The organism is Salinicoccus sp. Bachu38, from assembly GCF_038561955.2.
Classification (GTDB): domain Bacteria; phylum Bacillota; class Bacilli; order Staphylococcales; family Salinicoccaceae; genus Salinicoccus; species Salinicoccus bachuensis.
Genome location: NZ_CP138333.2, coordinates 367,601 through 392,259, shown reverse-complemented (window position 1 = coordinate 392,259; position 24,659 = coordinate 367,601). Strand labels below are relative to the sequence as shown.

Annotated in this window: 22 protein-coding genes and 1 riboswitch; of the genes, 4 read left to right on the top strand and 18 right to left on the bottom strand. The window is 50.4% G+C overall.

The genetic code is table 11. From position 1 onward, the window contains the following. The 4 genes from ribD to nrdI form a co-directional block, all read right to left on the bottom strand. Positions 1–1,035, bottom strand: coding sequence for a bifunctional diaminohydroxyphosphoribosylaminopyrimidine deaminase/5-amino-6-(5-phosphoribosylamino)uracil reductase RibD (ribD, locus tag RQP18_RS02035; protein ID WP_342388501.1), 1,035 nt, complete (start codon positions 1,033–1,035; stop codon positions 1–3). A gap of 151 nt (positions 1,036–1,186) precedes the next feature. Continuing rightward, positions 1,187–1,327, bottom strand: a riboswitch (FMN riboswitch). Positions 1,328–1,453: 126 nt separating this feature from the next. Beyond that, positions 1,454–2,428 (bottom strand): class 1b ribonucleoside-diphosphate reductase subunit beta, encoded by a 975-nt coding sequence (gene nrdF / locus RQP18_RS02030; protein WP_342388500.1) that lies wholly within the window; start codon positions 2,426–2,428, stop codon positions 1,454–1,456. A 32-nt stretch (positions 2,429–2,460) separates the two neighbouring features. After that, positions 2,461–4,566, bottom strand: a complete 2,106-nt coding sequence (nrdE, locus tag RQP18_RS02025; RefSeq protein WP_342388499.1) for a class 1b ribonucleoside-diphosphate reductase subunit alpha — start codon at positions 4,564–4,566, stop codon at positions 2,461–2,463. After that, entirely contained in the window at positions 4,529–4,936 is a 408-nt protein-coding gene (nrdI, locus tag RQP18_RS02020; RefSeq protein ID WP_342388498.1) for a class Ib ribonucleoside-diphosphate reductase assembly flavoprotein NrdI, read from the bottom strand. The genes nrdE and nrdI overlap by 38 nt, the downstream gene beginning before the upstream one ends. A 371-nt stretch (positions 4,937–5,307) precedes the next feature. Here nrdI and RQP18_RS02015 point away from each other — a divergent pair, with 371 nt between their 5' ends. After that, positions 5,308–6,171, top strand: a complete 864-nt coding sequence (locus RQP18_RS02015; RefSeq protein WP_342388497.1) for a DMT family transporter — start codon at positions 5,308–5,310, stop codon at positions 6,169–6,171. 30 nt (positions 6,172–6,201) lie between these two features. Here the strand turns inward: RQP18_RS02015 and recQ are convergent, their stop codons facing one another. The 6 genes from recQ to RQP18_RS01985 form a co-directional block, all read right to left on the bottom strand. Next, a complete protein-coding gene (gene recQ, locus RQP18_RS02010) occupies positions 6,202–7,992 on the bottom strand; it encodes a DNA helicase RecQ (RefSeq protein WP_342388496.1) in 1,791 nt (596 codons plus the stop codon). A gap of 156 nt (positions 7,993–8,148) precedes the next feature. Beyond that, on the bottom strand, positions 8,149–9,090 hold the full coding sequence (locus RQP18_RS02005; protein ID WP_342388495.1) for a hypothetical protein: 942 nt from the start codon (positions 9,088–9,090) through the stop codon (positions 8,149–8,151). Continuing rightward, on the bottom strand, positions 9,087–9,344 hold the full coding sequence (locus RQP18_RS02000; protein WP_342388494.1) for a hypothetical protein: 258 nt from the start codon (positions 9,342–9,344) through the stop codon (positions 9,087–9,089). The genes RQP18_RS02005 and RQP18_RS02000 overlap by 4 nt, the downstream gene beginning before the upstream one ends. Positions 9,345–9,369: 25 nt before the next feature. Next, entirely contained in the window at positions 9,370–9,555 is a 186-nt protein-coding gene (locus RQP18_RS01995; protein ID WP_373446157.1) for a hypothetical protein, read from the bottom strand. Positions 9,556–9,586: 31 nt separating this feature from the next. Beyond that, positions 9,587–11,290: a bifunctional anthranilate synthase component I family protein/class IV aminotransferase gene (locus RQP18_RS01990; RefSeq protein WP_342388493.1), complete on the bottom strand. Its 1,704-nt coding sequence runs from the start codon at positions 11,288–11,290 to the stop codon at positions 9,587–9,589. Beyond that, positions 11,268–11,873: an anthranilate synthase component II gene (locus tag RQP18_RS01985; protein WP_342388492.1), complete on the bottom strand. Its 606-nt coding sequence runs from the start codon at positions 11,871–11,873 to the stop codon at positions 11,268–11,270. The genes RQP18_RS01990 and RQP18_RS01985 overlap by 23 nt, the downstream gene beginning before the upstream one ends. 195 nt (positions 11,874–12,068) lie before the next feature. Between RQP18_RS01985 and RQP18_RS01980 the strand changes: the two genes are divergently transcribed. Then, positions 12,069–13,271 (top strand): MFS transporter, encoded by a 1,203-nt coding sequence (locus tag RQP18_RS01980; protein WP_342388491.1) that lies wholly within the window; start codon positions 12,069–12,071, stop codon positions 13,269–13,271. 100 nt (positions 13,272–13,371) lie between these two features. Beyond that, positions 13,372–13,629 carry a GlsB/YeaQ/YmgE family stress response membrane protein gene (locus tag RQP18_RS01975; protein WP_031547271.1) on the top strand — a complete coding sequence of 86 codons (258 nt, stop codon included), beginning with the start codon at positions 13,372–13,374 and terminating at the stop codon, positions 13,627–13,629. 26 nt (positions 13,630–13,655) lie between these two features. Here the strand turns inward: RQP18_RS01975 and RQP18_RS01970 are convergent, their stop codons facing one another. After that, positions 13,656–13,958, bottom strand: coding sequence for a hypothetical protein (locus tag RQP18_RS01970; protein ID WP_342388490.1), 303 nt, complete (start codon positions 13,956–13,958; stop codon positions 13,656–13,658). Positions 13,959–14,092: 134 nt separating this feature from the next. Between RQP18_RS01970 and RQP18_RS01965 the strand changes: the two genes are divergently transcribed. After that, positions 14,093–16,972 (top strand): DEAD/DEAH box helicase, encoded by a 2,880-nt coding sequence (locus RQP18_RS01965; RefSeq protein WP_342388489.1) that lies wholly within the window; start codon positions 14,093–14,095, stop codon positions 16,970–16,972. A gap of 30 nt (positions 16,973–17,002) precedes the next feature. On the opposite strand, the gene RQP18_RS01960 is transcribed toward RQP18_RS01965, so the two are convergent. The 7 genes from RQP18_RS01960 to moaD all read right to left on the bottom strand — a co-directional run bounded on the left by RQP18_RS01960 (position 17,003) and on the right by moaD (position 24,658). After that, on the bottom strand, positions 17,003–18,334 hold the full coding sequence (locus RQP18_RS01960) for a hemolysin family protein (RefSeq protein ID WP_342388488.1): 1,332 nt from the start codon (positions 18,332–18,334) through the stop codon (positions 17,003–17,005). Positions 18,335–18,661: 327 nt separating this feature from the next. Beyond that, complete coding sequence (locus tag RQP18_RS01955; protein ID WP_342388487.1) at positions 18,662–19,513, bottom strand: DegV family protein; 852 nt, start codon at positions 19,511–19,513, stop codon at positions 18,662–18,664. Positions 19,514–19,576: 63 nt separating this feature from the next. After that, positions 19,577–21,196 (bottom strand): ATP-binding cassette domain-containing protein, encoded by a 1,620-nt coding sequence (locus RQP18_RS01950; RefSeq protein ID WP_373446106.1) that lies wholly within the window; start codon positions 21,194–21,196, stop codon positions 19,577–19,579. After that, positions 21,193–22,764 carry an ATP-binding cassette domain-containing protein gene (locus tag RQP18_RS01945; protein WP_342388485.1) on the bottom strand — a complete coding sequence of 524 codons (1,572 nt, stop codon included), beginning with the start codon at positions 22,762–22,764 and terminating at the stop codon, positions 21,193–21,195. Before RQP18_RS01945 ends, RQP18_RS01950 begins: the two co-directional genes overlap by 4 nt. Positions 22,765–22,814: 50 nt before the next feature. Further along, on the bottom strand, positions 22,815–23,837 hold the full coding sequence (moaA, locus tag RQP18_RS01940) for a GTP 3',8-cyclase MoaA (protein ID WP_342388484.1): 1,023 nt from the start codon (positions 23,835–23,837) through the stop codon (positions 22,815–22,817). Between the two features lie 12 nt (positions 23,838–23,849). After that, positions 23,850–24,428 carry a molybdenum cofactor guanylyltransferase gene (gene mobA, locus RQP18_RS01935; protein WP_342388483.1) on the bottom strand — a complete coding sequence of 193 codons (579 nt, stop codon included), beginning with the start codon at positions 24,426–24,428 and terminating at the stop codon, positions 23,850–23,852. After that, a complete protein-coding gene (gene moaD / locus RQP18_RS01930) occupies positions 24,425–24,658 on the bottom strand; it encodes a molybdopterin converting factor subunit 1 (RefSeq protein ID WP_342388482.1) in 234 nt (77 codons plus the stop codon). The genes mobA and moaD overlap by 4 nt, the downstream gene beginning before the upstream one ends. Position 24,659: the final 1 nt, after the last annotated feature.

The window sequence follows — 24,659 nt, the reverse complement described above, 5'->3', positions numbered from 1 at the left end:
TCAAGCCTTTCTGTAAGTTAATTTAAGGTCAGACCCGAGCTTTTCAACATCAACCATTTCAAGCTGAACGGCCGCTTCCATCGAAGAAGGCTGTTCCTTGTATAATGTGTGTCTCGATTCACCAAATATCTTCGGGGCAACGTATGTCAATATCCGGTCGTATAATCCCTCTTTTATGAAGGAAGTCAGGACGCGCGCGCCCCCTTCCACAAAAAGGGATGAGATGCCTTTGCCATAAAGGTCGTCCAGTATGGCTGCGGGGGACCAGTCCCCCACTTTCACTTCACATTTTCCATCATGCTTCAAGTTCGCTTCATTCGTCGTATAGATGATCGCCTGTTTCGGGTGTTCAAAAATTTTCAGGCCATCAGGCAGTTCCCGGCCTCCAGCCAGCACCACCGGCGCCGGGGACGCTCCACCGCCTTCGATTCTTGCGGTGAGCTTCGGATCATCATCGATGAGTGTGCCTCCTCCCACGAGTATCGCATCATGGACATGCCGCTCCTGATGGACATCGGCCCGTGCCGCTTCGCCGGTAATCCAAGTGCTCGTCCCGTCATCGAGTGCGAGCCTGCCATCCAGGCTCATGGCACATTTCAGGGTCACGGTCGGCTGACGCCTCTCGAGATGTGCAAAGAAAGGCGCATAGAGCCGGTCGATGGCCTCATCCGGCTGATGGACCACATTCAACCCGGCATCGGCAAGCACCTGATGGCCGCTCACCTTCGGATTCAGGTCCCTGGCTGCGTAATGGACATTGCTGATGCCCGCTTCCATAATTGCTTCAGTGCACGGGGGTGTCTTGCCATGATGGGAACACGGCTCCAGTGTGACGTAGATGTCTGCACCCGCCGGATCCTCGCTGCAGCTCGACAGTGCCTGCCGCTCTGCGTGCGGCTTGCCGTAGCCGAGGTGTGCCCCCATGCCGATCACTTTTCCTTCTTTGACAATGACGGCGCCTACTGCGGGGTTCTTCCCCGTCTGCCCCACTGTCATGCGGGCCAGATCAAACGCCATCTTCATATATCGATTCAAGTTTTTCCCTCCTGAACATAAAAAACGCCGATGAATAGAATATCCATCGGCGCTGTAAAAATGTATGCAGAAATAAGCATTGCTGACAATGCTGAATAAGCACTACCGTATGGAGGCATGAAAAATAGTCCTGTCTCCATAGTACGCTCTGCAATTCTTTCTCCCATCCAGACTCTCACTGTCGGCTCCAGACTTCCACTGGATCAGCCACATCGTCAGGGACGATGCAGGTCGCGGGCTTGCTTCAAAGCTTACCGCCGGTTGGGAATTCCACCCTGCCCCGAAAGAATGATTGTATTCAGTTGAAAAACTCTACCCTTATCATATGCCATTCATATGAATTGTCAAGACAATTGCCTATATTAAAAAAATAAAAAGGCTCCGGATCCGAAAAATCGGACCTGGAGCCTGGTGTTTTCTATTTTACCTCATCAAAGATGAAATCCTCATCCTGGATCGGCTCGACATTGAGCGCAATCACATAGCCGTCACCTTTGACGCTGAAGAAATCATGGTTCTTCGTTGTCGTATCGAGGGCATTTTCGATGATCGGGTTGAATGACTTCTCTTCGAAATAGGCATCGAAACCAAGATTTGAAAGTGCCTTGTTCGCATTGTACTGGACATAGTTCAGCACATCTTCCGTCAGACCCAGATTGTCATAGAGGGCTTTTGTATAAACTTCCTCGTTGGCGTAGAGCGCCTTGAGCAGTTCATACATCTCCTTGTCTGCATGTGCCTTCTCTTCAGCCGAGAGCTCGCCTCTGAGGGACTGTGCATCCAGGCCTGTAAACACGCCATGGATCGATTCATCCAGAAGAATTTTCCTGACGATCTCACCACTTGTCGTCATCTTGCCCTGGCCGGCAAGGTACAGCGGATAGTAGAATCCGGAATAGAATAGGAAAGACTCAAGGAATACACTGGCGACACGCGCCATGTACTGGTCATATACGGAAGCTTCCTTGCCATATAGTTTATGGTAGTATGCAACTATCTTTTCCGACTTGTACTTGAGCTGTTCATTTTCAATCACCCAGACATCCAGCAGTTCGTTCGTCTCCTTGGATGACAGGAGTGTCGTGAATATATGGGAATAGGATTTCGCATGGATCTGCTCCATCATTCCCATGAAGGAATACACTGCTTTTTTACGGAGGTCCTCCGTATGGAGCATGATGAGCGGCATGCCGTCATCGGCCTGGTGTGTATCCAGCCCCGTAAGCCCCGCAAGCACTTTTTTGAATGTGTCCTTTTCATCCTCTGTAAGGCCTGACCATGAGCTCAGGTCCTTGGAAACCTTGAATTCCGATTCCACCCACATCTGTGAGATGTTCTGACGCCAAAAGACATTCGTCATGTCGTCTTCTTTATTCCAGTTTACTGCAATCATTTTAATGGCTCCTTTATCGTCGCTCGATTATATTACACGGAACAGCTTGTGCACTCTTCTACGCTGAGCAGTTTGTTCCTTGTGTAATAGAGGGATTTCAACCCTTTATGGTGTGCGTATATATACAGTCTTGCCAGCTCTCTTGTAGAGATGTCGGAATTCACGTACAGGATCGTGCTGATTCCCTGGTCGATATGCTGCTGGATTGTCGCAATCATATCGAGCAGCTTCGTCTGATCTGTATTGAATGCGCTCTTGTAGTACCACATCGTCTCCGGAGAGAGGAAAGGCATTGGATAGAATGTTTCGGAATTGCCATAGGTCCGGCGCTCGATCGTATCCACAATCGGCATTACGGAACTTGTTGCGTTCTGTACATAGGAGATGCTCTGTGTCGGCGCAATTGCCAGGCGGTATGCGTGGAACAGTCCATTTTCCATCACTTCATCACGCAGTGCCTCCCAATCTTGCTGGCTCGGGATGTGGATGTTGGAGAACAGGCTCGCAACCTTGTCGAATTTCGGCTCCACCGCTTCTGAAATGTAGCGCTCGAAATATTTGCCTGTCGCATAGTCGGATTTCTCGAAATCCTTGAATGTCTCTCCGCGTTCCTTGGCGATCAGCATTGATTTTTCAAGGGAGTAGAAGTTGAGCAGCATGAAGAATACATTGGCAAAGTCCCTCGCCTCTTCGGATTCATAGCTGATCTTGTTCTTCGCCAGGTAGCCGTGGAGGTTCATCGCCCCGAGGCCTACGGAATGCAGTTCATCATTCGCCTTTTTGACGCCCGGCGCGTTCGCGATCGCAGTATCATCACTGACGACGGTCAATGCTTCGATGCCATCATGCACGGAGTCGCGTACCTTGCCGGAATCCATTACATTGGCGATGTTCAGCGATCCCAGGTTGCAGGAGATGTCACGGCGGATTTCATCATCCGTACCGTAGTCATTGATCGTGGATGTCTCCTGAAGCTGGAAGATCTCTGTGCAGAGGTTGCTGATTTTGATCTGTCCGATATCCTTCAATGGGTGGACCTTGTTTGCATTGTCCTTGAACATGATATACGGATAGCCGGATTGCAGCTGTGTCTGTGCAATCGTATTGAGCATCTCACGTGCATCCATCTCGCGCTTTTTCACCTTATCGTTTGCAACGAGTTCATCGTACATCTCATCGAGGTTCATATCATCCAGTGACTGGCCGTATTCACGTTCGACCGTATGCGGTGCGAACAGGTAGAACGGGTCGTTGTTCTTGGCCAGGTCGAAGAATTTGGAAGGAACGACGAGCCCGGTGGAGATCGTTGCAAGACGGATATCTTCGTCCGCGTTCACTTTCTTCGTATCCAGGAATTCCGGCAGATCATAGTGGAAGATGTTCAGATAGACTGCACCGGCACCCGGTCTCTGACCCAGCTGATCGGCATAGCCGAATCCGCCTTCCAGCGCTTTCGCCACCGGAAGTACACCTTTGGCCACGCCTTCGATGCCTTTTATCGCTTCCCCACGGGCACGCAGCTTGGACAAGTTGATTGCCACACCGCCACCAATCTTGCTCAGCTGTTTGGCTGTGGAGTCGATGTAGTTGATTGAATTCAGGCTGTCATCGACTTCAAGCAGGAAACAGGATACCATTTCGCCACGGCGGGCACGGCCCGCATTCAGGAATGTCGGTGTCGCAGGCTGATAGCGCTGCTCGATCATCGACACGATGAAGCGTTTGGCCTGCTCCTTGTTGCCCTTCGCCAGGTAGAGGCTCACAATTACCACATGCTGCTTGTAGTCCTCCAGATACTGCTTCTTATCATTTGTTTTCAATGTATAGTCCTTGAAGAACTTGCTCGCTGCCATATAGCTTTTGAACTGGAATGGAATGCTGTCTGCATAGGTGACGATGTCCATTACATCCTCATCGGAATACTCTGCGAAGAGGTCATAGTAGAAATCGTTGTCCACGAGGTAGTGCAGACGTTCGAGCTCACTGTCGAAATGGATGGTCTTGTCCTTGACCTCCTCCATGAACACCGCCAGTGCCTCCTGATCTTTATGCAGCTGGTAAAAACCTGTTTCATCGCGTTTTGTCACTTCATTATTCAGTTCAATATGGTTGTATTTTTTCTCGTCCAAGACTTTCATGCATAGCCCCTGCCTTTTCAATGAATTCTTCTCTGTCTTTCTGGTTTCCATGAAGCTCAAACTTCATCAGCAATGGTACTCCGTATTCGTCACTGATGTGCTCTCCGGCACGCGCAAAATTGTTCCCCCAGTTCCGGTTGCCGCTTGAGGCGACACCCACCATCAATTCGTGGTTCACTTCAAGAAACGCCTTCACTTCATCCGGCACCCCGCCGAATCCATAGGTTCCGGTAACGAGTATGAAGGGTTCCCGAATCTGCCCACTGCTGTTTGAAGCATTGATTTCATAGGTATCATAGTGCTCGGCCACCCCGGAGTTCCTGATGAAGCGCCTGGTATTTCCCGTCATGGAATAGAATGCAATCAGCATGCCATCGCCCCCTCATTCCTGCTCCTGCAAAATAAAATAATCGAACTCTCGTCCGAAAATCATGGGTTGCATCTATTATCTCTTTACACGCTTCTTAAAGTAAGTAAACACTATATATTGTGCCCTATGTAAAATTTACACACAATATATGTGTATTGCACGTTCTATAATGACATAATCATCCATAATTATCAATGGCATAAAAAGACATTTCATTGGGAATAATCTCACTTAAATATAGCCGAAGTCGCATCATATGTATGTTATACTGTAGCAAAAATTCCACCAAAAAATTTTCGGTAAAACTCTGTCTGCATATAACTGTGAAATAAAAATTTCATTTAAAAATTTTTTTATGGAGCTGCATTTAAATGAGCAATACAACAAAAGGCATTATTGCCCTTCTCATTTCATCATTGGGCTTCAGCCTCATGGCCCTTTTCGTAAAATACAGCGGGGATCTTCCGACGGTCCAGAAGGCATTCTTCAGGAATTTCGTTGCGATGACCGTTTCCCTCTCCCTGGCATTGTACTATAAGGAGAAGCTTTTCGGCCGCCGGGAGAACCAGGGGCTGTTGATGCTGCGTTCGACACTCGGGGTTACCGGTGTTGTACTCAACTTCTTCGCCATCGACAGGATGGTGCTGAGCGATGCGGACATACTCAACAAGCTGAGCCCCTTCTTCACCATAATACTCTGTGCCGTTTTCCTCAAGGAATACATCCGCAAATATCAGATGATTGCAATCATCGTCGCCTTCATCGGTGCCGTATTCATCATCAGGCCCTCCATGTCGAGTGAGACGCTGTATGCCGTGGTCGGGGTGCTCGGAGCCCTTTTGGCGGCAGGCGCCTATACTGTACTCAGAGCACTCGGCAGCCGGGAGAAATTCTATACAGTGGTCTTTTACTTCTCCTTCTTCTCCTCGGTCGTCCTGCTGCCTTTCTTCATCTGGCAGTATGAACCGATGACTGCGCCGCAATTCTGGATGCTCATATCCTCCGGACTGTTTGCAGCATTCGGCCAGTTCGGTCTGACCATCGCATACAGCTATGCACCGGCCCGGGAGATATCAATATTCTTCTATTCCACGATACTCTACACGGCAATCTTCAGCATCGTCTTCTTCAATGAGGTGCCGGACATGCTGTCCATCTTCGGATACATCATTATTTTTGCAGCCAGTTTCTATATGTTCATAAAGAACAGGCCGCCAAAGCATTCCACCATGTAACGACAAGAGCCGGCCATCGGCCGGCTTGAATCATTCCGTTTCAGTCATCTGCCTCTTGTATGCATTGATCGTCTCCAGGAAATCCGGGCAGTAGTGTTTCAGTTTGTAGTTCCCGACCCCCTGGATATGCACCATGTCCTGCTTGGTTTCGGGTACCTTCTTGGCAAAATCCCTGAGTACATTGTCCGTGAATATGGACGCTTCCTCCACATCATGCTTGTGCGCAAGGCGGCGCCTTGTCTCCACCAGCTTTTCATACAGTATCTCATTCGGCGAGGAAGCTGTGCTGATATCCACCTTTTCGTTGAAGTATCTTCTGAAAGGCACGGTATGGAGTGTGGCCGACCCATTCATCACTTTCCTGCTCCGGTCCACAATGTAGAGCTGCTCATCCCTCAGATGGACGTAGCCCCTGTATATGAGCTCTTCCAGGATATGGTTGACTTCGCTCGTCAGATAGCTCTCCATCGTCCCGAATGCACTCAGTGTATCCAGGTTGAATGCCAGGACGTTCTCAGCCGCCTCCCCCCGCAGTATCTGGATGGCCTGCTCCTTTGTCACCGGCATCTCGCTCTGCGCCAGAAGGTTCAGGACAAGTTTCGCTTCGAGCGTCATATCATAGGTGCGTCCGGGATTCCGGCAGTTTGAGCACTGTCCACATTCCACTACATATTCATCTGCATCAAAGTATTTGATGATGAAGCTGCTCAGGCATTTGTTCGTCCGGTTATACTGGATCATCCGATCGAGTTTTGCACGCATGTGATCCTTGTACTGTTCCGTCGAGCTTGAACGGTCGATGAAGAACTGATGGAGGTTGACGTCACGTGGACTGGACAGCAGGATGCATTCGCTGATTTTCCCATCCCGGCCGGCACGACCGATTTCCTGGTAGTAGCTCTCGAGGTCGCCCGGCAGGTTATGGTGGATGATGAAGCGGATGTCGGGCTTGTCTATCCCCATGCCGAAAGCGTTCGTCGCCACGGCGATGTCCACTTCCCCTGTAATGAACAGCCGCTGGTTGCGGTTCCTCTCCTCTTTGCCGAGGCCGCCATGATAGATGACATTTTCAATATCATGCTCTTCCAGATGGAGCGATATCTTCTCCACTTCTGCACGTGTGGCCGCATAGACGATGCCTGGAGAACCGGGACGATCTTTGATGTAGGATTCTATGAACTGTTCACGCTGGTATGTCGGATTGACGCTGAGGTGCAGGTTCTCCCGGGCCACACTTGTCGTATAGACATGCGCCTCTTTGATATCCAGCAGCTCCTGGATGTTTTCCTGGACTTCCTCTGTTGCTGTGGCAGTCAGCCCGACCGTAGTCGCCTCCGGCACGATCTCCTTCAATACAGGAATGATGTTCTGATAGCTCGGTCTGAAGTCATGGCCCCACTTTGAAATGCAGTGCGCCTCGTCGAATGCAATCAGGGAGACATCCAACCTGCTGATCAGCTGCCGGAAGTCGTCGTTATTGAACCGCTCCGGCGCCACGTAGAGAAACTGGTACCGACCCGATTCAAGACCCGACATCACAGTGTCTATTTCCTTCTTTTTCAGGGTCGAATTCAAGTAGGCTGCCGGAATGCTCTGAGCATTCAATGTTTCCACCTGATCCCTCATCAATGAGATCAGCGGGGAGATGACAAGCGTCAGGCCGTCCATTTCCAGGCCGGGCACCTGAAAACAGATCGACTTTCCGGATCCTGTCGGCAGCACACCCAGAGTATTATGGCCACCCACGACCGATTCTATGATTTCCTTCTGTTTAGGCCTGAAATTTTCAAATCCAAAATACTGTTTCAAAATTTTTTCCATATCGAAACCGATCCCACCGTTCACTGGTCATTACCAATAGTCCATTATTTCTGATACATCATTATACCTTATTTTTCGCCCCAATTGTTGCTGACGATTTAAATTTCGGTAGAAATCATCAAAAAAATTCCAGGACGGCCGCCCTGGAATCGCACTCTACATCTTCTCTTTGATAAGTTCCTTCGACAGCTTGTAGTCGATGGCCTTGAACAGGCTTTTCACCCACAGGTGATGGGCATACAGGTTCGCATGCGCATCTTCCGCCTCGATGCATTTGAAGCGTATTTTGGAGCCTGCACGCTTCTGGACGAGCTTGTGCAGATGATAGGACGGTATCGTACCGGCATGCGGTGCAGTCGTATAGTCATTGAAGTCGTTCAATGCAATTACAGGCTGGCCGTCCGCAATGTACACCCCACCCTTGATGCCCGGATGTTCAATGCCGTCGGGAGCCATGTCCACCTCGGCGCCTTCAAGATACAGGGCCGCACGGTATTTTTCATTCCTTACCGTATACTCATTGGCTTCGATGGCCCGGTAGACTTCCTCCGGCACATCCGGACGCCTGACCATGTGATATGTGTCTGAAAGATACACTTCCACGAGCGCGTAGGTGTCCACGCCCCAGTTCACTTCATTCTGCTGTTTAAGCATATTGAAAAGCTCGTCATGCTGAGCAGTATAGTCGCGGCACATGATGACCTCATCACCGGAGCGCAAAACATTCGAGCCTTCAACTTTAATGCCGCCGGCAACAGCCAGATAGACCCTGTTCCCTCTGGTGGATTCTCCGAATACAAGCTCATCTCCACGATCGAACATATATATCCTGTTGATGAAGATGTTGCGGTCTCCGGACTTCGCCTTGAATTCCGCACCTGAGAAGGCGACGATGGTGGGCTCCGTGAATTTGATGGCCCCCGGGCGCAGCGTCATTTCGATGGTCGGCTGATCGGAGCTGTTCCCTACAAGCTGGTTGGCCAGCTGGTGGGCAAGACGGTCGCATGCCCCGTTGTATTCATTGCCCCTGGCAGAATCCTCGGGGTCCAGTGTCTGCAGAAGTGTCAGCATCCCGCTGTCCTGTATGATTAGACTCATATTGAAAACTCCATTCCTGTGAGAAATTCCCCGACTTCCTCTATGACGACATCACCGGGTTCGATGGTGTTCTTCTCTTCCATCACCTTGATGGGAGAATAGTAGAAAGTGAGTGTGTGCTCGGTCGTGACCATGTCCCTCAGATAGACGTGGTCCCCATCTTCAAATGCCTGCTCCAGTTCCACCCGCTTCGTGGAATCGATCGGTTCCGGCTGCTGATATGTGACATAGCAATCCCCATTTGCAAAAATCATGACTGGTTCCTCCTAAAATGTTCTCCTAATTATCCCTGTAGAAAATATCCAATTCACCTGCAACGAAATCGGTGACGCCACTGATGATGAACTGTACGATGATGATGGCTGCGATGACTCCGACGAAAGCGAGGAGCACCCCCACGATCTTGACGTCATTTTCAATGAGGTATGTCACTACGAAGTGGGTAAACATCACAATCGCAATCACCAATATTATTAAAAAGAGAGTTAACATGCCTTCACCCCGGAATATTCAGATTGATCCGCACCCATTCTTTCAGGCTGTTGATCAGATATATTTTTATGCTGCCGTTCTCATACTTTTCAAGGAATGATTCCAGGGAATAGTCCCGTTCTTCCAAAACCCCCTGTGCCATTAGGCTCTGGCGCATCACGCCATCAAGCAGACCGCTGGTGCCGGGTGGTGTATGGAATCCCCCGTCCTCTTCAACGACCAGGTTGCCGATATTGAATTCGGTCAGTTGCTGATACTCATTATAATATAAAACGATGGGGAAATCATCGCCCACACTATGATAATGGTGCCTGACCGTCGTTTTATTCGCCAGGAACATCGGGGGCGCCTTGATCGCCCCTTCCGCGAGCCGGGCATCTGCGTGCTCCACCTCTTCAACTTCTCCATGTGAGAGCACCATCCGCCCTGTGGCATCTGCGACTGCACGGAGCCTGTAGAGGCCGCCTGCCTCATTCAGACTGTTCTTTTCGATGTACGCCATGACTTCGCGTCTGAAATCCGGCGGCGAGAAGGCAAGTGCACGTGCTGATTTCAGAATGCGCTTCTCGTGCAGTCCGAACCGTCTGACGGTGCCGGACTCAAGCCGCATCGTCTCGATCAGCTTGTATCTGCCGTCTTCGAGGAAGGCGGTCTTGGCGACCATTTCATCATACTCGTTTTCTGGTATGGAATCATAGGTAATGCCGCCGCCTGTACCATATTCATATCGTCCCCCTTCGATATACAGCGTACGGATGGGGACGTTGAATACCTGGGAACCGTCTGGATGCAAGATGCCGAGTGTACCGCAATAGAAGCCTCTGGGCGTGCGCTCAAGCCCACGGATGATGTCCATCGTCGACTGCTTCGGCGCGCCGGTGATCGAGCCGCATGGAAAGAGCGCTTCGATCACGTCCGGCAGCCCCGTGTCCGCTGCCAGTTCCGCCTCGACTGTCGAAGTCATCTGGTAGACCGTGTCATAGCGCTCGATTGTAAAGCGTTCGGGCACATTTACGCTGCCTTTTCTGGCCACTTTTGACAGATCGTTGCGCAGAAGATCGACGATCATTACGTTCTCCGCCCGATCTTTTCCCGAATGATTCAGAAAGTCGAAACTTTCCTGGTCCTTCACCGGATCGTCATACCTCCTTGCCGTACCTTTCATCGGCCGGGTCGAAATCTTTCCGGCTGCATCCACTTCGAAAAAGAGTTCCGGCGAGCAGCTCACGATGGACCTCTCCTTCCAATGGATGAACATCGTATAGTCACCATTGTTCTTTGCGATGAGCTGTTCGAACAGCGCATGGGAATCTCCCGAAAAATTGCCTTTGAGCCGGGTCGTGTAGTTGACCTGGTACGTATGGCCGTCCTTTATGCTGTTTTGGATCTTTTCGATATCCGTCATGATCTTCCCGGGTGCCTCTGTGAAGACAGGCTCCCCCATCGTGTAGACACCGTCCCCATCATAATCCTTCAGAAACGCATCCCTGTCCACCGGAGCATCAAAGACGCCGATGACAAACGGTCCACCCTCCTTCGCCTCATAGCTGAGGGCCGGGATCACATACCGTCCCCCCTCAGCATGGTTCTGGGCATTCTCCAGTGCTTCGTCCAGCGACATGTACTGTTCAGTCATCACTTCGACCGGTTTCGTAAAATAAAGTTCTTCCGTCCTGCCTGCCTTTTTAAACTTTACATGGACCTGCATTCATTTCACCTTCCTTCAGCGCACTGATGAACTGTCCCAGCTGCTCCCTGCCGTACTCGGAGAGGATCGCCTCGGGATGATACTGCAGTCCGTAGATCGGATAGTGCTCGTGGCGTATTGCCATCACAACACCGTCTGCCGTCCGGGCCGAGACGATGAATCCGCGGGGCGCTTCCCCCGAGCAGATGAGCGAATGGTACCGGGTGACTGTAAAGACATCGGGCAGCCCCCGAAACAGCCCCTGCCCATCATGGGTGATTTCCGACACGTGGCCATGAACCGGGCGCACCCCGCGTCCGACCGTTCCCCCAGCCATATGCCAGAGCATCTGATGGCCGAGGCAGATGCCGAGGACAGGATACGCGTGCCAATATCCTTCAATGAAGTCCATCACTTCCTGACGGTCTGCCGGATGGGAAGGACCCGGTGAGATGATGATGCCCGAGATGCCCTTCAGAGATGCCTCCATCAATTCGTCCGGCGTCCGGACCACAACCTCCCTCACCTCGGGGTTATCCTCCAAGTAATGGACGAGGTTATATGTAAAAGAATCGTAATTGTCTATCATGAGTATTTTCATCATTACAGGTCTATCCTTTGTTTTTGTTTCCTATTATTCTACCACATTCGGGTTTGTTTAAGAAAATATGGATATACTCTATATGACGGATGAAAAAATTATTTCAATGTTGTAGAATGAATATTATTACTTTTTTTCGAATTTCGAAATAAAATCATCTCCATAAAAAACAATCAAAAGTAAGAAGGTTGAAATTACATGTCGGATCAAAACCAGAAAATATGGACAAAAGACTTTATACTCATCGTCATCGTCAATTTCTTCATATTTACCGCGTTCCAGATGACACTGCCCACCCTGCCGCTGTTCGTCCAGGAAATCGGAGCGAGCGACCGCTGGATCGGAATCGTTGTGGGGATATTCACTTTCTCTGCACTGCTCATACGGCCGAGTGCGGGCAAGCTTCTGGACACGAAGGGCCGGGCACCGGTATTCCTGACGGGGCTCGCACTCTTCGTCGTTTCCATGTTCTCGCTTGCCGCAAGCTTCACCATCCTCATGCTGCTGATGGTGAGGATCATCCAGGGTGTCGGGTGGGGCCTCTCCAGCACCTCCGCCGGTACGATCGCCACGGACCTCGTGCCAAGAAAACGCCGCGGGGAAGGGCTCGGGTACTATGGCCTGAGCGGTAACATTGCACTTGCCTTCGGCCCGGCCCTCGGACTGTTTCTAGTCAACCACATCTCCTTTACGATGCTGTTTTCGATATGCGGTCTGCTCGGCCTCACTGCAATCATACTCGCTGCCAACATCAAATACGACAAGCCGGAGAAAGTTGCTGATACGCGCAAGAAGAAGGAGTCCTACCCGCACTTCGACATTGTGGAACGGCGCGCACTGGCACCCGCCTCACTGCTCTTCTTCATCACTGTGACGTTCGGCGGCATCGCCACATTCCTGCCGGTCTATACGTATGAAAAGGGGTTCGACTCCACATACATCCAGTTCTATTTTGTAATATATGCAGCATTCCTGATGCTCTCACGCATACTCGCCGGCAGACTGTACGACAGGCATGGCATCACCATCGTATTCATTCCAGGTTCCCTGTCCATCATCGCAGCGATGATCCTGCTCGGCTTCCTGCCGACCCCGATTTTCCTGTTCGTGGCAGCCGCACTCTATGGCTTCGGGTTCGGATGCGTACAGCCGGCACTTCAGGCCTGGGCGGTCAACCGTGTCGAAAACAACCGTCGCGGCATGGCCAACGCAACGTTCTTTTCCGCCTTCGACCTCGGTGTCGGACTCGGTGCCATCAGCTATGGATTCGTTGCCGAAGCATTCGGCTACAGCACCATCTATTTCTCCAGTGCGGTCAGTGTCACACTGGCACTCATCCTCTTCCTGTTCATCATGAGAAGGTATAGGAAAGAAGAAATGGAATCAGCAAAAATTTCATAATTTTGTTTAGAAAAGCCAATCCATGGGTATTTATTCTACTAGAACGAAGTTTTATTTCTAATGTTAAAACAGACAATCAGGACACAAGGAGGAATTATCCATGGGTTGGATTATCACATTGATCGTAGGCGGCATCATCGGATGGCTCGCCGGACTGATTATTGGTAAAGACGTACCATTCGGTATCATTGGAAACATTATCGCAGGACTTGTCGGTGCTGCCATTGCAAATGCACTCGGCCTGAGCTTCGGACCGGAAGTCGGCGGTGTAAGTATTATCGGTGGCCTGCTCGGTGCAATCATTTTAATTCTTATTGTTTCATTCATTATGAAAGCACTTGGCGGCAACAGGGCATAATACGTAAAAAGACCTCGTAATTCACTTTACGAGGTCTTTTTTTCTGTGATTTCACCTTTAGTATCCTTTATCAGCCAACGCGATTCCCTGGAATCTTTCAGACGCCGCTGCTCACTTTCTTCCTTCATGCGGTCGAGCTCCAGCTGCATATGCTTGTTCTCGAGGAGGAAATTCTCTTGCCTGAGCCGCTCCAGCTCCTTCTCCTCCTGGAGCCTCCGGATTTCAAGCTTCTCCTTCTTCTGCCTATGTCCAACGTTGATGGCGTAGAGCGGAATGGAAAAGAAAAGTGCGACAGGCACGATTGTGACAAGGAACTCAAAAATACCCATATGGACACCACCCTCGTTTGTTAGTTACAGTTTATCATACCCTCATAATCATTTTGAATATTTTTGAAAATAAACGGGAGATCTTGGAAAGTGTCCTCCACTCCCATATAATGAAGTGAAAGAGGTGTCATTATATGGAAGTGAACAGAAATAACTTATTGAATGCATACGAACGAGGTTTCCTGGACCAGGACACACACAAGATCGGCCATCATCCACCACGTATGATCATCAACTCCAAAGAGGAGAATGTACTCTCCTCCATGCTTGATGAAATGGAGGGCTGCCTTTCCTTTTCCATATCCGTCGCCTTCATTACTGAAGGCGGACTGGCAACTTTGAAGACGGCACTCTACGAACTTGCGAAAAGGAACAGGGGCGGACGGATCATCACCTCTACATATTTGAACTTCAATAGGCCCAAAGTGTTCAAAGCCCTGCTCAACATACCGAACCTTGAAATCAGGGTGGCCGATAAGGAAGGATTCCACGCGAAAGGGTATGTCTTCCAAAACGATCATTATTCCTCCATGTTCATCGGCAGTTCGAACCTTACGGATGCTGCACTGAAAAAGAACTACGAATACAATCTCAAACTGACAAGCCTTGAAAATGGCGCGATCATCCAGCATTTCAACAGCCAGTTCGAAAAGTTATGGGAAGAGTCCACGGCTGTAGACGCCGAATGGATCCGGAAGTATGAACAGACCCATGTTGAACAGCCGGAACAGCGGAAAGTACTGGAGGTCATCGAAGACCGCTCCAGATATCAGCACAAGGCACTGACCGGCCAGGCCATCCAGCCGAACCTCATGCAGAAGGAGGCGCTGATGGCGCTTGCCGACCTGCGGAAAGCCAGGAAGGATAAAGGACTTGTGGTCTCCGCCACCGGGACGGGGAAGACATACCTGGCGGCATTCGATGTACAGCAGTACAGACCCGGGCGCATGCTTTTCCTGGCGCATCGGGAGCAGATTCTGGAGAAGTCCATGAACGACTTTTCGAGTCTTCTTGATGAATCGCCGTCAGAATTCGGGATATACAGTGGCAGCACCAAGAGAGAGGATGCGAAATATCTTTTCGCCACTGTACAGACATTATCGAAAACGGCCAATCTGGAGCAGTTCAATCCGGATGACTTCGACTATATCATCGTGGACGAAGCGCACCGTTCCAGTGCGACGACATATACGAAAATCCTCAGTCATTTTACTCCTGGGTTTCTGCTTGGCATGACCGCTACACCTGAACGGACGGACGACATGGAGATATTCAGTCTGTTCGACTACAACATCGCCTATGAAATCCGCCTCCAGCAGGCACTGGAAGAGGAGATTCTGGCACCCTTCCACTACTTCGGCGTCACCGACTACGAAAAGGACGGCATAGTCATCGACGATACGACTGCACTCGGACAGCTGACGAGCAATGAACGGGTCGCACATCTGATGGAAAAGATCGAATACTACGGACATTCCGGCGAGGCACTCAAGGGGCTGATGTTCGTGTCCAACAGAAGGGAAGCTGCAGAACTCAGCCAGGCGCTGAATATGCGGGGATACAGAACGCGGGCACTGACCGGTGATGACTCCCAGCAAGTGCGCCAGCAGACGGTCAGGGAACTGGAAAATGGGCGGCTCGATTACATCATTACGGTGGACATATTCAATGAAGGCGTCGACATCCCTTCCATCAACCAGGTGGTCATGCTGCGCCAGACGCAGTCGAGCATCATCTTCATCCAGCAGCTTGGCCGGGGGCTCAGAAAGCATGATGAAAAGGAATACCTGACGGTCATCGACTTCATCGGCAACTACAGGAACAACTACATGATTCCCATCGCCCTCACAGGCGACAGATCCTACAACAAGGACAGGCTCAGGAAATCCCTGATAGACCGTAATGCAATCAGCGGCGTCTCCACCATCAACTTCGAATCGATCGCCAAAGAAAAGATATACAGCTCCATCAGTACAACGACACTCAATAACCAGAGCTTCCTGAAGGAAATGCACCTGTACCTGAAAAATAAGATCGGCAGACTTCCGGCGCTCATCGATTTTCATGATGATACGGACGTCATCGATCCACTGGTGATCCTGCATAAATACAGCCATTATCTGGAGTTTCTGGTAAAGATCAAAGAAAGGGATCTGGCCATTTCAGAGAATGACCATCAGGTTCTGACTTTCCTGTCCAAGGAAGTTGCCGATGGCAAGCGTATCCATGAAACCCTGTTGCTGCAGCAGGTCATTGAATCTCCGGTCAATATGAAAGAGTTTCAGCTGGATATGCATAGACGGGGCTATCATATGACCGATGATACGATGCATTCGGTCCTTAGCACCCTCACCCACGCCTTCCACACACAGCAGGATTTGAAGAAATATGGCGGTCCGCTCATTGAAGTTGCAGATGACTTTATCCACCCTTCCAGTACATTTTCCAGTGCACTGGAGAACCCTGTGATCAGGGAGCACATCATTCAAGTGGTGGAACTGTCCCTTGCCCTCAGCAAAACCTATGACCAGTCGAAGCCTCTGACAATCAATCGCAAATATTCCCGGAAGGATGTCTGCCGTCTCCTCAACTGGGATAGAGATGAGTCCTCCACATTGTACGGGTACAAATACAAGCACGGGACCTGCCCGATATTCATCACCTATCACAAGGACGAGGAGATTGAAGACACCATCAGATACGAGGACCAGTTCCTCGACCTGAATACGCTCAAATGGTTCACCCGCAGCAACCGTACACTCGAGTCCAAAGAGATCAAAGCCATACTCCAAGCACACAAACAGGGGGTCCCCATCCATATTTTCGTCAAGAAGGACGATGACGAGGGATCCACATTCTACTACCTTGGGGAAGGCCATATCGATTATCGGACACTTGAGGAGGCCAGAATGAATGATGGAACGGGCAAACCTGTAGTGACAATGAATATGATGATGGAAAGAGCAATCGATTATGATTTATACAAATACCTGGAATCCGGTACGCATGTATAAAAATAGAACCCCACTCTGTGGGGTTCTATTTTATTCCTCTTCTTCATCACCATTCGACTGGTTATAGCCTTTGAGCAGCGCCACCTGTTTGATCAGGTGGCTGTCCATGTCGAGTACGATCCATTTGTCTTCGTCCGTGTTGACATAGTCGTCCGTTTCGATATCGGTATTGATGCTCTGCAGCCATCCGCCGATGGTATCGATGTCATCACTGTTGTCGAATGTGATATCGAATTGCTCATTGAGGTCATCGAGCAGTACGCGTCCATTTATATGATAGATGTCATCCTCGACCTTGACGATATCAGGTTCCTCGTCCTCATCGAATTCGTCCCTGATTTCTCCGACGATCTCTTCAAGGATATCCTCCATCGTGATCATACCAGCTGTACCGCCGTACTCGTCGATGATGAGTGCGATATGCACACGCTCACGCTGCATTTTGACCAGTGCATCACTGATGCGTGAGACTTCGGTGATCATCGGTATTTCATGTATGTGATCCTCCGGAGTGACTTCCTCATCGGATACGTGGTTTGTCAGGAATTCCCTGACATTCAGGAATCCTATGATCTGGTCCTTGTCCCCACTTTCCTCCGTAACGGGATAGCGGGTATAGTTATGCTCCTTGACGTTCTCCAGTACATCCTCGATATTTACAGGGTCCGTCAGTGTGACCATCTGTGTCCTTGGCACCATGATATCCTTTGCCAGCCTTTCGTCGAAGGAAAAGATGTTCTGCATGTATGCCAGTTCTGTCTGATTTATTTCTCCACTTTGATAACTTTGTGTCATTATAATCTTAAGCTCATCTTCCGAGTGGGCCTGTTCAACGGGCACATCCTTGAATCCGACGAGTCTGACGAGGAATCTTGCTGCACCGTTCATCGTCCAGATCAGTGGTTTCATGATGACTCCGAAGAAATACAGTGGTCCTGAAAGTATCAATGCCAATTTTTCAGCATACTGGATTGCGACTGTCTTTGGTGCAAGTTCGCCGACGACAACATGGATGAAGGTGACGATGATGAATGCCAGCGCCACGGTCAATACCGTCGTCAACTGGTCGGGTATCCCCACCAGTTCAAAAAGAGGGTGCAGTACGACTTCGAAAGTCGACTCCCCGATCCAGCCGAGACCAAGGGCAGTTACAGTAATGCCCAGCTGGCATGCGGACAGGTAGTAGTCGAGTTCCAACGTCATCTTGCGCACGCGGCGCGCTTTCCTGTTTCCTTCTTCAATGAGCTGATCGATGCGGGAAAGCCTTGCTTTGACGAGTGCGAATTCAGATCCTACAAAAAGCATTGTGAGTACTATAAGAATTACAAATAAAGTTAAGTTCCATATCGTGGTTATGTCCAATTAGTTCCCTTGTCTAGAAGGGATTCACCTCCGGTAATATATGACTACAATTTTCGCGTAAAGTGCTTTCTGAAACAGGGTAACGATTATTCTTTAACATCTCAGTCGGCACATGAAATTTCAAATCCGCCTTCCCAATTGTAGTCACCTCCCAAAAGTTAATAATTATAGTCATTTTACCATAATGGCTTTTCCCCTTGCTACTCCTAATCACTTTTATTCTTACTATAATATGTAGGTTTTATGTCCAAGTGCCATCCCCGGCACTATCCGTTTACGGGCTTGAAAAGAAAAAAGCGATCCGGAACTGATTCCGAATCGCTTTTCCTATCGGCCTTTTGTAAACCCAAATCCAACTGTGCCGTGCCCCGTATGCACCCCGGCTACAGTAACCAGGGGCTCCACTACCAGATCGACCTGCGGCAATCTCTCTTCAATCTTCTGCTTCCATTCATCCACCAGGCTCGAACTGCCCGCATGTACGATGCCGAGTGTCTTCACCGATTCTTCTTTTACGTGCGCCTCGAGATTTGCAAGCACTGCATTGTATATCTTCTTTTTCGTACGCAGCTTTTCCCCGACAACAACTTTGCCATCGTCGAATTCAAGCTTCAGATGGATGTTGAGTACGGAGGCGAGCATCGATTGGGAAGCGGATATCCGTCCGCTCTTCCTCATCTGGTTGAAGCTCTGCGGGAGGAGGTAGAGCTGGGTCTGTTCAGTCATCTCCCTGATCTCCTCGACGACTTCCTCTATGTCCCTATCCGACTCCCTGGCCTCCACTGCATGTTCGACCATCTGCTTCATCGGATAGCTGCCGATGCGGGAATCAATGACATATACGGGCTTTGACATGCCTTCCGATGCACTGATCGAACTCTGGTAGGTTCCTGTAAGCTCACTCGATGCATGGATGGCTATGACTGCTTCATAGTCGTCATCCGCTTCAAGTGCTTCATATATTTCCATGAATTCACCGATTGTCGGCTGGGAGGTTTTCGCCCCTTCCCCGCTTTCCTTCAGCATGTCATAGATTTCCCCAGTTGTCGCATCAATGCCATCCCTATAGGCAACACCATTGATGATGACAGACATGGGCAGCACTTTGACATCATGCTTTTCCTTGTATGCCTGATCGACGCCAGAGGCGGAATCCGTCACCACTGCTATCTTTTTCATGTTAATCCCTTCCTTTGTGCCACGTTATGTTTCAACCAGTGTAGCATTTACTGGAATATAATACTATAAAAAGTCTTTGAAGCGCTGGACTGCCTGATATACTGCACCTTTCTGCTGCATCAGTTCTTCATATGGACCCGACTCGATGATGCGTCCCTGCTCCATGTAATGGATGAAGTCGAATGATTCGAGCCTGCTGAGATCATGGGTGCTTATGATGAGGGTCGGCTTCGACAGTATGCGGTCCCATATCTTCTGCTTCAGACGATCATCCAGCCGTGCCGTCGGCTCGTCCATGATCCACCACGGCTTGTCTTCAGCCAGCATGCGGATGAAGTGGAGCCGCTTCTGCTCACCGCCCGACAGCCTGCCGGTGAATTCGATGGCTGTCTGTGGTGCATAGTGCGCCATTCCCAATGCTTCCAGGTCGGCCCCGACTTCTGCCTGCGACCTGTCGACATGCCCGAACAGGGTGATATTATCCATCACCGTCGCATTGTAGAAATCCAGCTGCTGCGGCATGATCGACGCATCAGCCCTCAGTGCAGGGTGATCTGTTTCTTCGCCCCCATTATAGATGGTGACTGCAGGATCTGCATGGATGATGCGTTCAATCAGTGTCGTCTTGCCGGAACCGCTGCTGCCGATGATAGCGTGCTTTTCCCCTTTTCTGAATGTCACGGAAATGTCCTTCAGGACATCAAGCGATGCATTCGGATAACGGAAATTCAGGTCTGCCGCCTGGATTGCTGTCACTTCGGGATAATCCTCCACCGCATCAGCCTGCGGAACATCCGTTTCCAGTTCGGATACTGCCGTCCTCACTCTCCGGTATTGGCTTGCAGGGTTCATCACGGGCATTACCAGATCGAAATAGCTCAGGGCGATGAGCATCACCATCGGCACCCACAGCGGTGTATCTTCATGGAGCATAAGGATGATCAGGATGATGGCTGCAATCTGAACCAGCTGGGCGATGAACTGCATCGCCGCTTCATACATGGCCACCTTGTCTTCGTTCTTTCTGATGCTTTTCATATCAGGGGAGAGCCGCGCCTTTTCCTTCTCTGCCTTTTTCGTCACCCACAGGTCCGTATAGTCGTGGATGAAGTGATAGAGCCTCCTGTAGAGGTCATCATCCGTGGCCTCTCTTGCTTCGAGCGCTTGCGACATCCGGCTTTCAAAAACCTTGGGGATGGCGAAGAGCAGGATGAGGGCAATTCCCCCTGTCAGCGCCACAAAGGCCATGCCGAAGTACACCGAGAGCACCATGAGGAGCAGTGAAATCAGTACGGCAACGATGTAGGGATAGATGATGCGAATATAATAGTTCTCCACCTGCTCGAAATACTGGTTCAGTTTCTGGATGAATTTTACGCTATGCGTATTCCGACCGGTCCGGATCGTGCTTCTGAAATAGTCCAGCCTGAGCCGGCCGATCAGCTGGAAGGTCGCCTCATGGGAAAGCAGCCGTTCAATATACTTGAAGGCTCCCTTCATCATTCCGAAAAGTTTGATGACTGCAATGATCAGTATGATGACGAAGAAAGGCGGATCGAAGAAGCTCAGGCTGATCATGTATCCACTGAGACCGAAGAGTGCAATGCCGACTAGACCGCCCGAGAGGCCGAGCATGATGCTGTAGAGTATCTGCTTTCTTTCATTTTTCAAGAATTCCATCATGACTCCCCTTTCGCGAGGGTGATCTGCCTGTTGCTGAATGTGTAGTGGCGGTCTGCGATTTTCAGCAGTTTCCTGCGGTGGACCACTGCCACGATTGCCGCCTCCTGTTTGAGTTCAGCCAAGTGTTCCATGATGAGCGCCTCGGTCGTGGCATCGAGGAATTCGGTCGGCTCGTCCATCAGGATGATGCGGGGCCGACGAATCAGGACCCTCGCCATCTTCAGCCTGACGATTTCACCGCCGGAGAGGGGGATGTTGTGGTTCACTATCGGGGTGTTAATCCCTTCCTCCAGGTTGTCCAGGCTATCCATCAGCCCGAGCTGATCCAGTATACGGACGACATCTGCTTCCTCATATTCACCATCCGATACATACTCATGAATGGTGGTGTCGGAGAAGTAGACCTCGTCCGAAATGTATCCGACACCCTCCTCGGACAGGGCAACTGTGCCCGTCTCTGGCCGATGCAGGCCAAGCAGCGTGCGTATGAATGTACTTTTGCCGATGCCCGATGGTCCGGTGATGGCAACAAACCCCGTCTTCGGCAGTGCCATATCGACATTTTCCAGCAGCATGCCCTGTCCATGGCCGATGGAGACGTTCCGGAGTGCAACCGACTGCGTTGATGCATCGAATGTCCTGTAGTCGCTCCGGTCGGAAGCGGTATCGAGCCACTCCTCAATCCGTTCCAGATGCCCCTGCGAAAGCTTGCCGTTGTGGAACTCGATGCCAAGCACCTTCAGTGCATTGTAGAATTCAGGCGCAAGCAACAGGGTGAAGAAGGCCGCATAGAACGTAATGCCATCGAAGATGATGATCTGAAGCCCCACCTCAAGTGCAATCAGCCCGATGCCGAGTATCGTAATGAATTCGAGCATCAATGTGGACTGGAAGGCATACTTCAGAATATGCATGGTCTCCCTGACATAACTTTCGTTATACTGCTTGAGTTTTGCGATTACCGTATTCTCAGCCCCGGTATACTTCACCGTATTCTTCCCTCTGATGAGGTTGAGGAACAATGTTCCGAGTTCATCGAACTGAGCGGCCTGCGCCTCGGATTCGTCCTTGGTCCGGAGGCCCACCAGTACATAATAGAGTGGCACGAACGGCGCCGTGAACAGCATGATGAAGGCTGCATTCCTGTGAATCAGGAACATTGCAGCGATGATGACCGTGATTTTGACTGCCGTCTGGATGACGGTCGGAATGAACACTTTCTCGAAGGGACGATACTTCTCGAGGTGGACGAAGATCGCATTGAGCATCGATTCCGAATGCTTCCGCGTCTGGTCATCGATCCTTGACACCACCCTGTGCGTAAGCGCTTCAATCCTTCGATTCGCCACTCTCGCCCCCACCACTTTGTACAGTGCAGAAAGTAGTGCATAGAGGATGAAGAACAGGGCAATCCAGACCAGTGCATCAGCAGCCGGTGCAGCACCTTCGATGACGATATCCTCAAGCACCATGGAGAGGTAGTGTCCGAACATGATGAATGACAGCACCCCGAGTGCGGACATGAAGACGTAGAAGATCAGATATTTTATTGGCATGTTCAGCTTCATAATTTTTCCTTCCTATCGACAAAAAACGTGAAGGTATACTTCACGTTTCCTCAGCCGCCTATATAGCTCATATTGATTTTGTTTCGTTTGCGCCGGTTTTCCGCTGTAATTTCCGTTCTGAGATCCGAATAACGGTCATCCCTCTTATTCCATACACCCGTCAGTACTTCAACCAGTTCAGCGTCCGAGATGCCTGCCCGCATAATCTGCTTGATGTCGAAACCGTCCACGGCGAACAGGCAGCCATAGAACTTGCCGTCCGATGAAAGCCGTGCGCGCGTACACGTGGAACAGAAGCTTTCCGACACGCTCGTAATGAAACCGAGGTAGGATTCTGCATCCTTGTGGCGGTAGACTTTTGCGACTTCACCATAGTAGGCAGGATTCAGGGGTTCGATATCGAACTCCTCCTCCAGCATGGTGAGGATCTCCTTTTTCGTGATTACCTTATCAAAGTTCCAGCCATTATCATTACCCACATCCATGAATTCTATAAACCTCAGGGTGACGGGCATCGTCTTGAAGAACCGGGCCATCGGCAGTATCTCATGTTCGTTCAACCCTTTCTGGACGACCATGTTGATCTTTATTTCAAAGCCGAGCGACAGGGCATACTCGATCTGCTCGATGATCCTGGAGGTACCGATGCCGCGGTCATTGATCTGGCCGAACAGGTCGTCATCCATGGCGTCAAGGCTGATGTTGAGTCTTCTCAATCCGGCATCATACAACTTCTTACCATGCTTCTTGAGCAACAGTCCGTTTGTCGTCATCCCGATGTCTTCGATGCCGTCTATCCTGTCAAGTCGCTCGATCAGTTCGTGCAGGTCCCGCCTCAGGAGGGGCTCCCCGCCTGTAATCCGCAGCTTTTTGACACCGAGTGAAGCATAGATCTTTGCGATGCGCTCCAATTCTTCAAAAGACAGGAGCTCATCCTTCTTCATGAATTCGAAATCGTCCCCAAAAATCTCCTTCGGCATGCAGTAGCGGCACCTGAAGTTGCAACGGTCAGTCACTGATATCCTCAAATCCCGGATTGGTCTGCCAAATTTGTCTGTAATGCTTTCCACCATAAGTATTCCTCCTCAGTGAATGTCCGTCTTTCTGTTTATATTGATGAACGTTCCGCTGTCGATGTCATGAAGAGCTGCATCCACTTCGATCTTTTCCCTCTCTTCAAATAAAGCGCGCATGCTCAGCCGGTTTTCTTCCAGCAGCTGTCTCACGGTTTCGGAGAGGTGCCTTCCCTGGTACACCGCAATGAGCGGGTGGAGACGTTCCGCTTCCCTCGTGACGATGATTGCCTCATCGTGGTCGACCGCCCGGCCGTGCAGAATGCGGAGCCATGCCGGTGAAACATACGGGGTGTCGCATGTCACAACGAGCAGCCTGCATCCGGGAAAGGATTCCGATAGTGCATAAAGTCCCCCGAGGGGGCCCCGGTCCCGGAAATCCGGGTGGTCCACAACTGTCTGATAGTCACTGAAACATGTCTTCAGACGGTCATTCGTGCTGACGACTACGCGATCACATACGCCGGACTGCTCAAGGGCATCAGCTGCATGTTTGTACATCGGCTTGCCATCGAGTACGAAGAATGCCTTGTCCTCTCCAAAACGCGTCGAATTGCCGCCTGCCAATACGACGCCGATCGTCTCTGTCATCCGCCACTCACTGGTGGAATCAGTGCAACCTCATCGTCTTCATTTACCATCTGATCGTCCTTCACGAAGGACTCGTTGCAGGCCACCTGGAACACGTCCCCCTCGAGTGATGGGAACTGTGTGTATATCGCCTGCTTCAGTTCGCCCGCCGTCATGGCACCGGGCGTATCCAGTATGATGCGGCTTTCGCCGGTCTTTTCCTTCAGTCCTGCAAACAGCATTACTTTCATA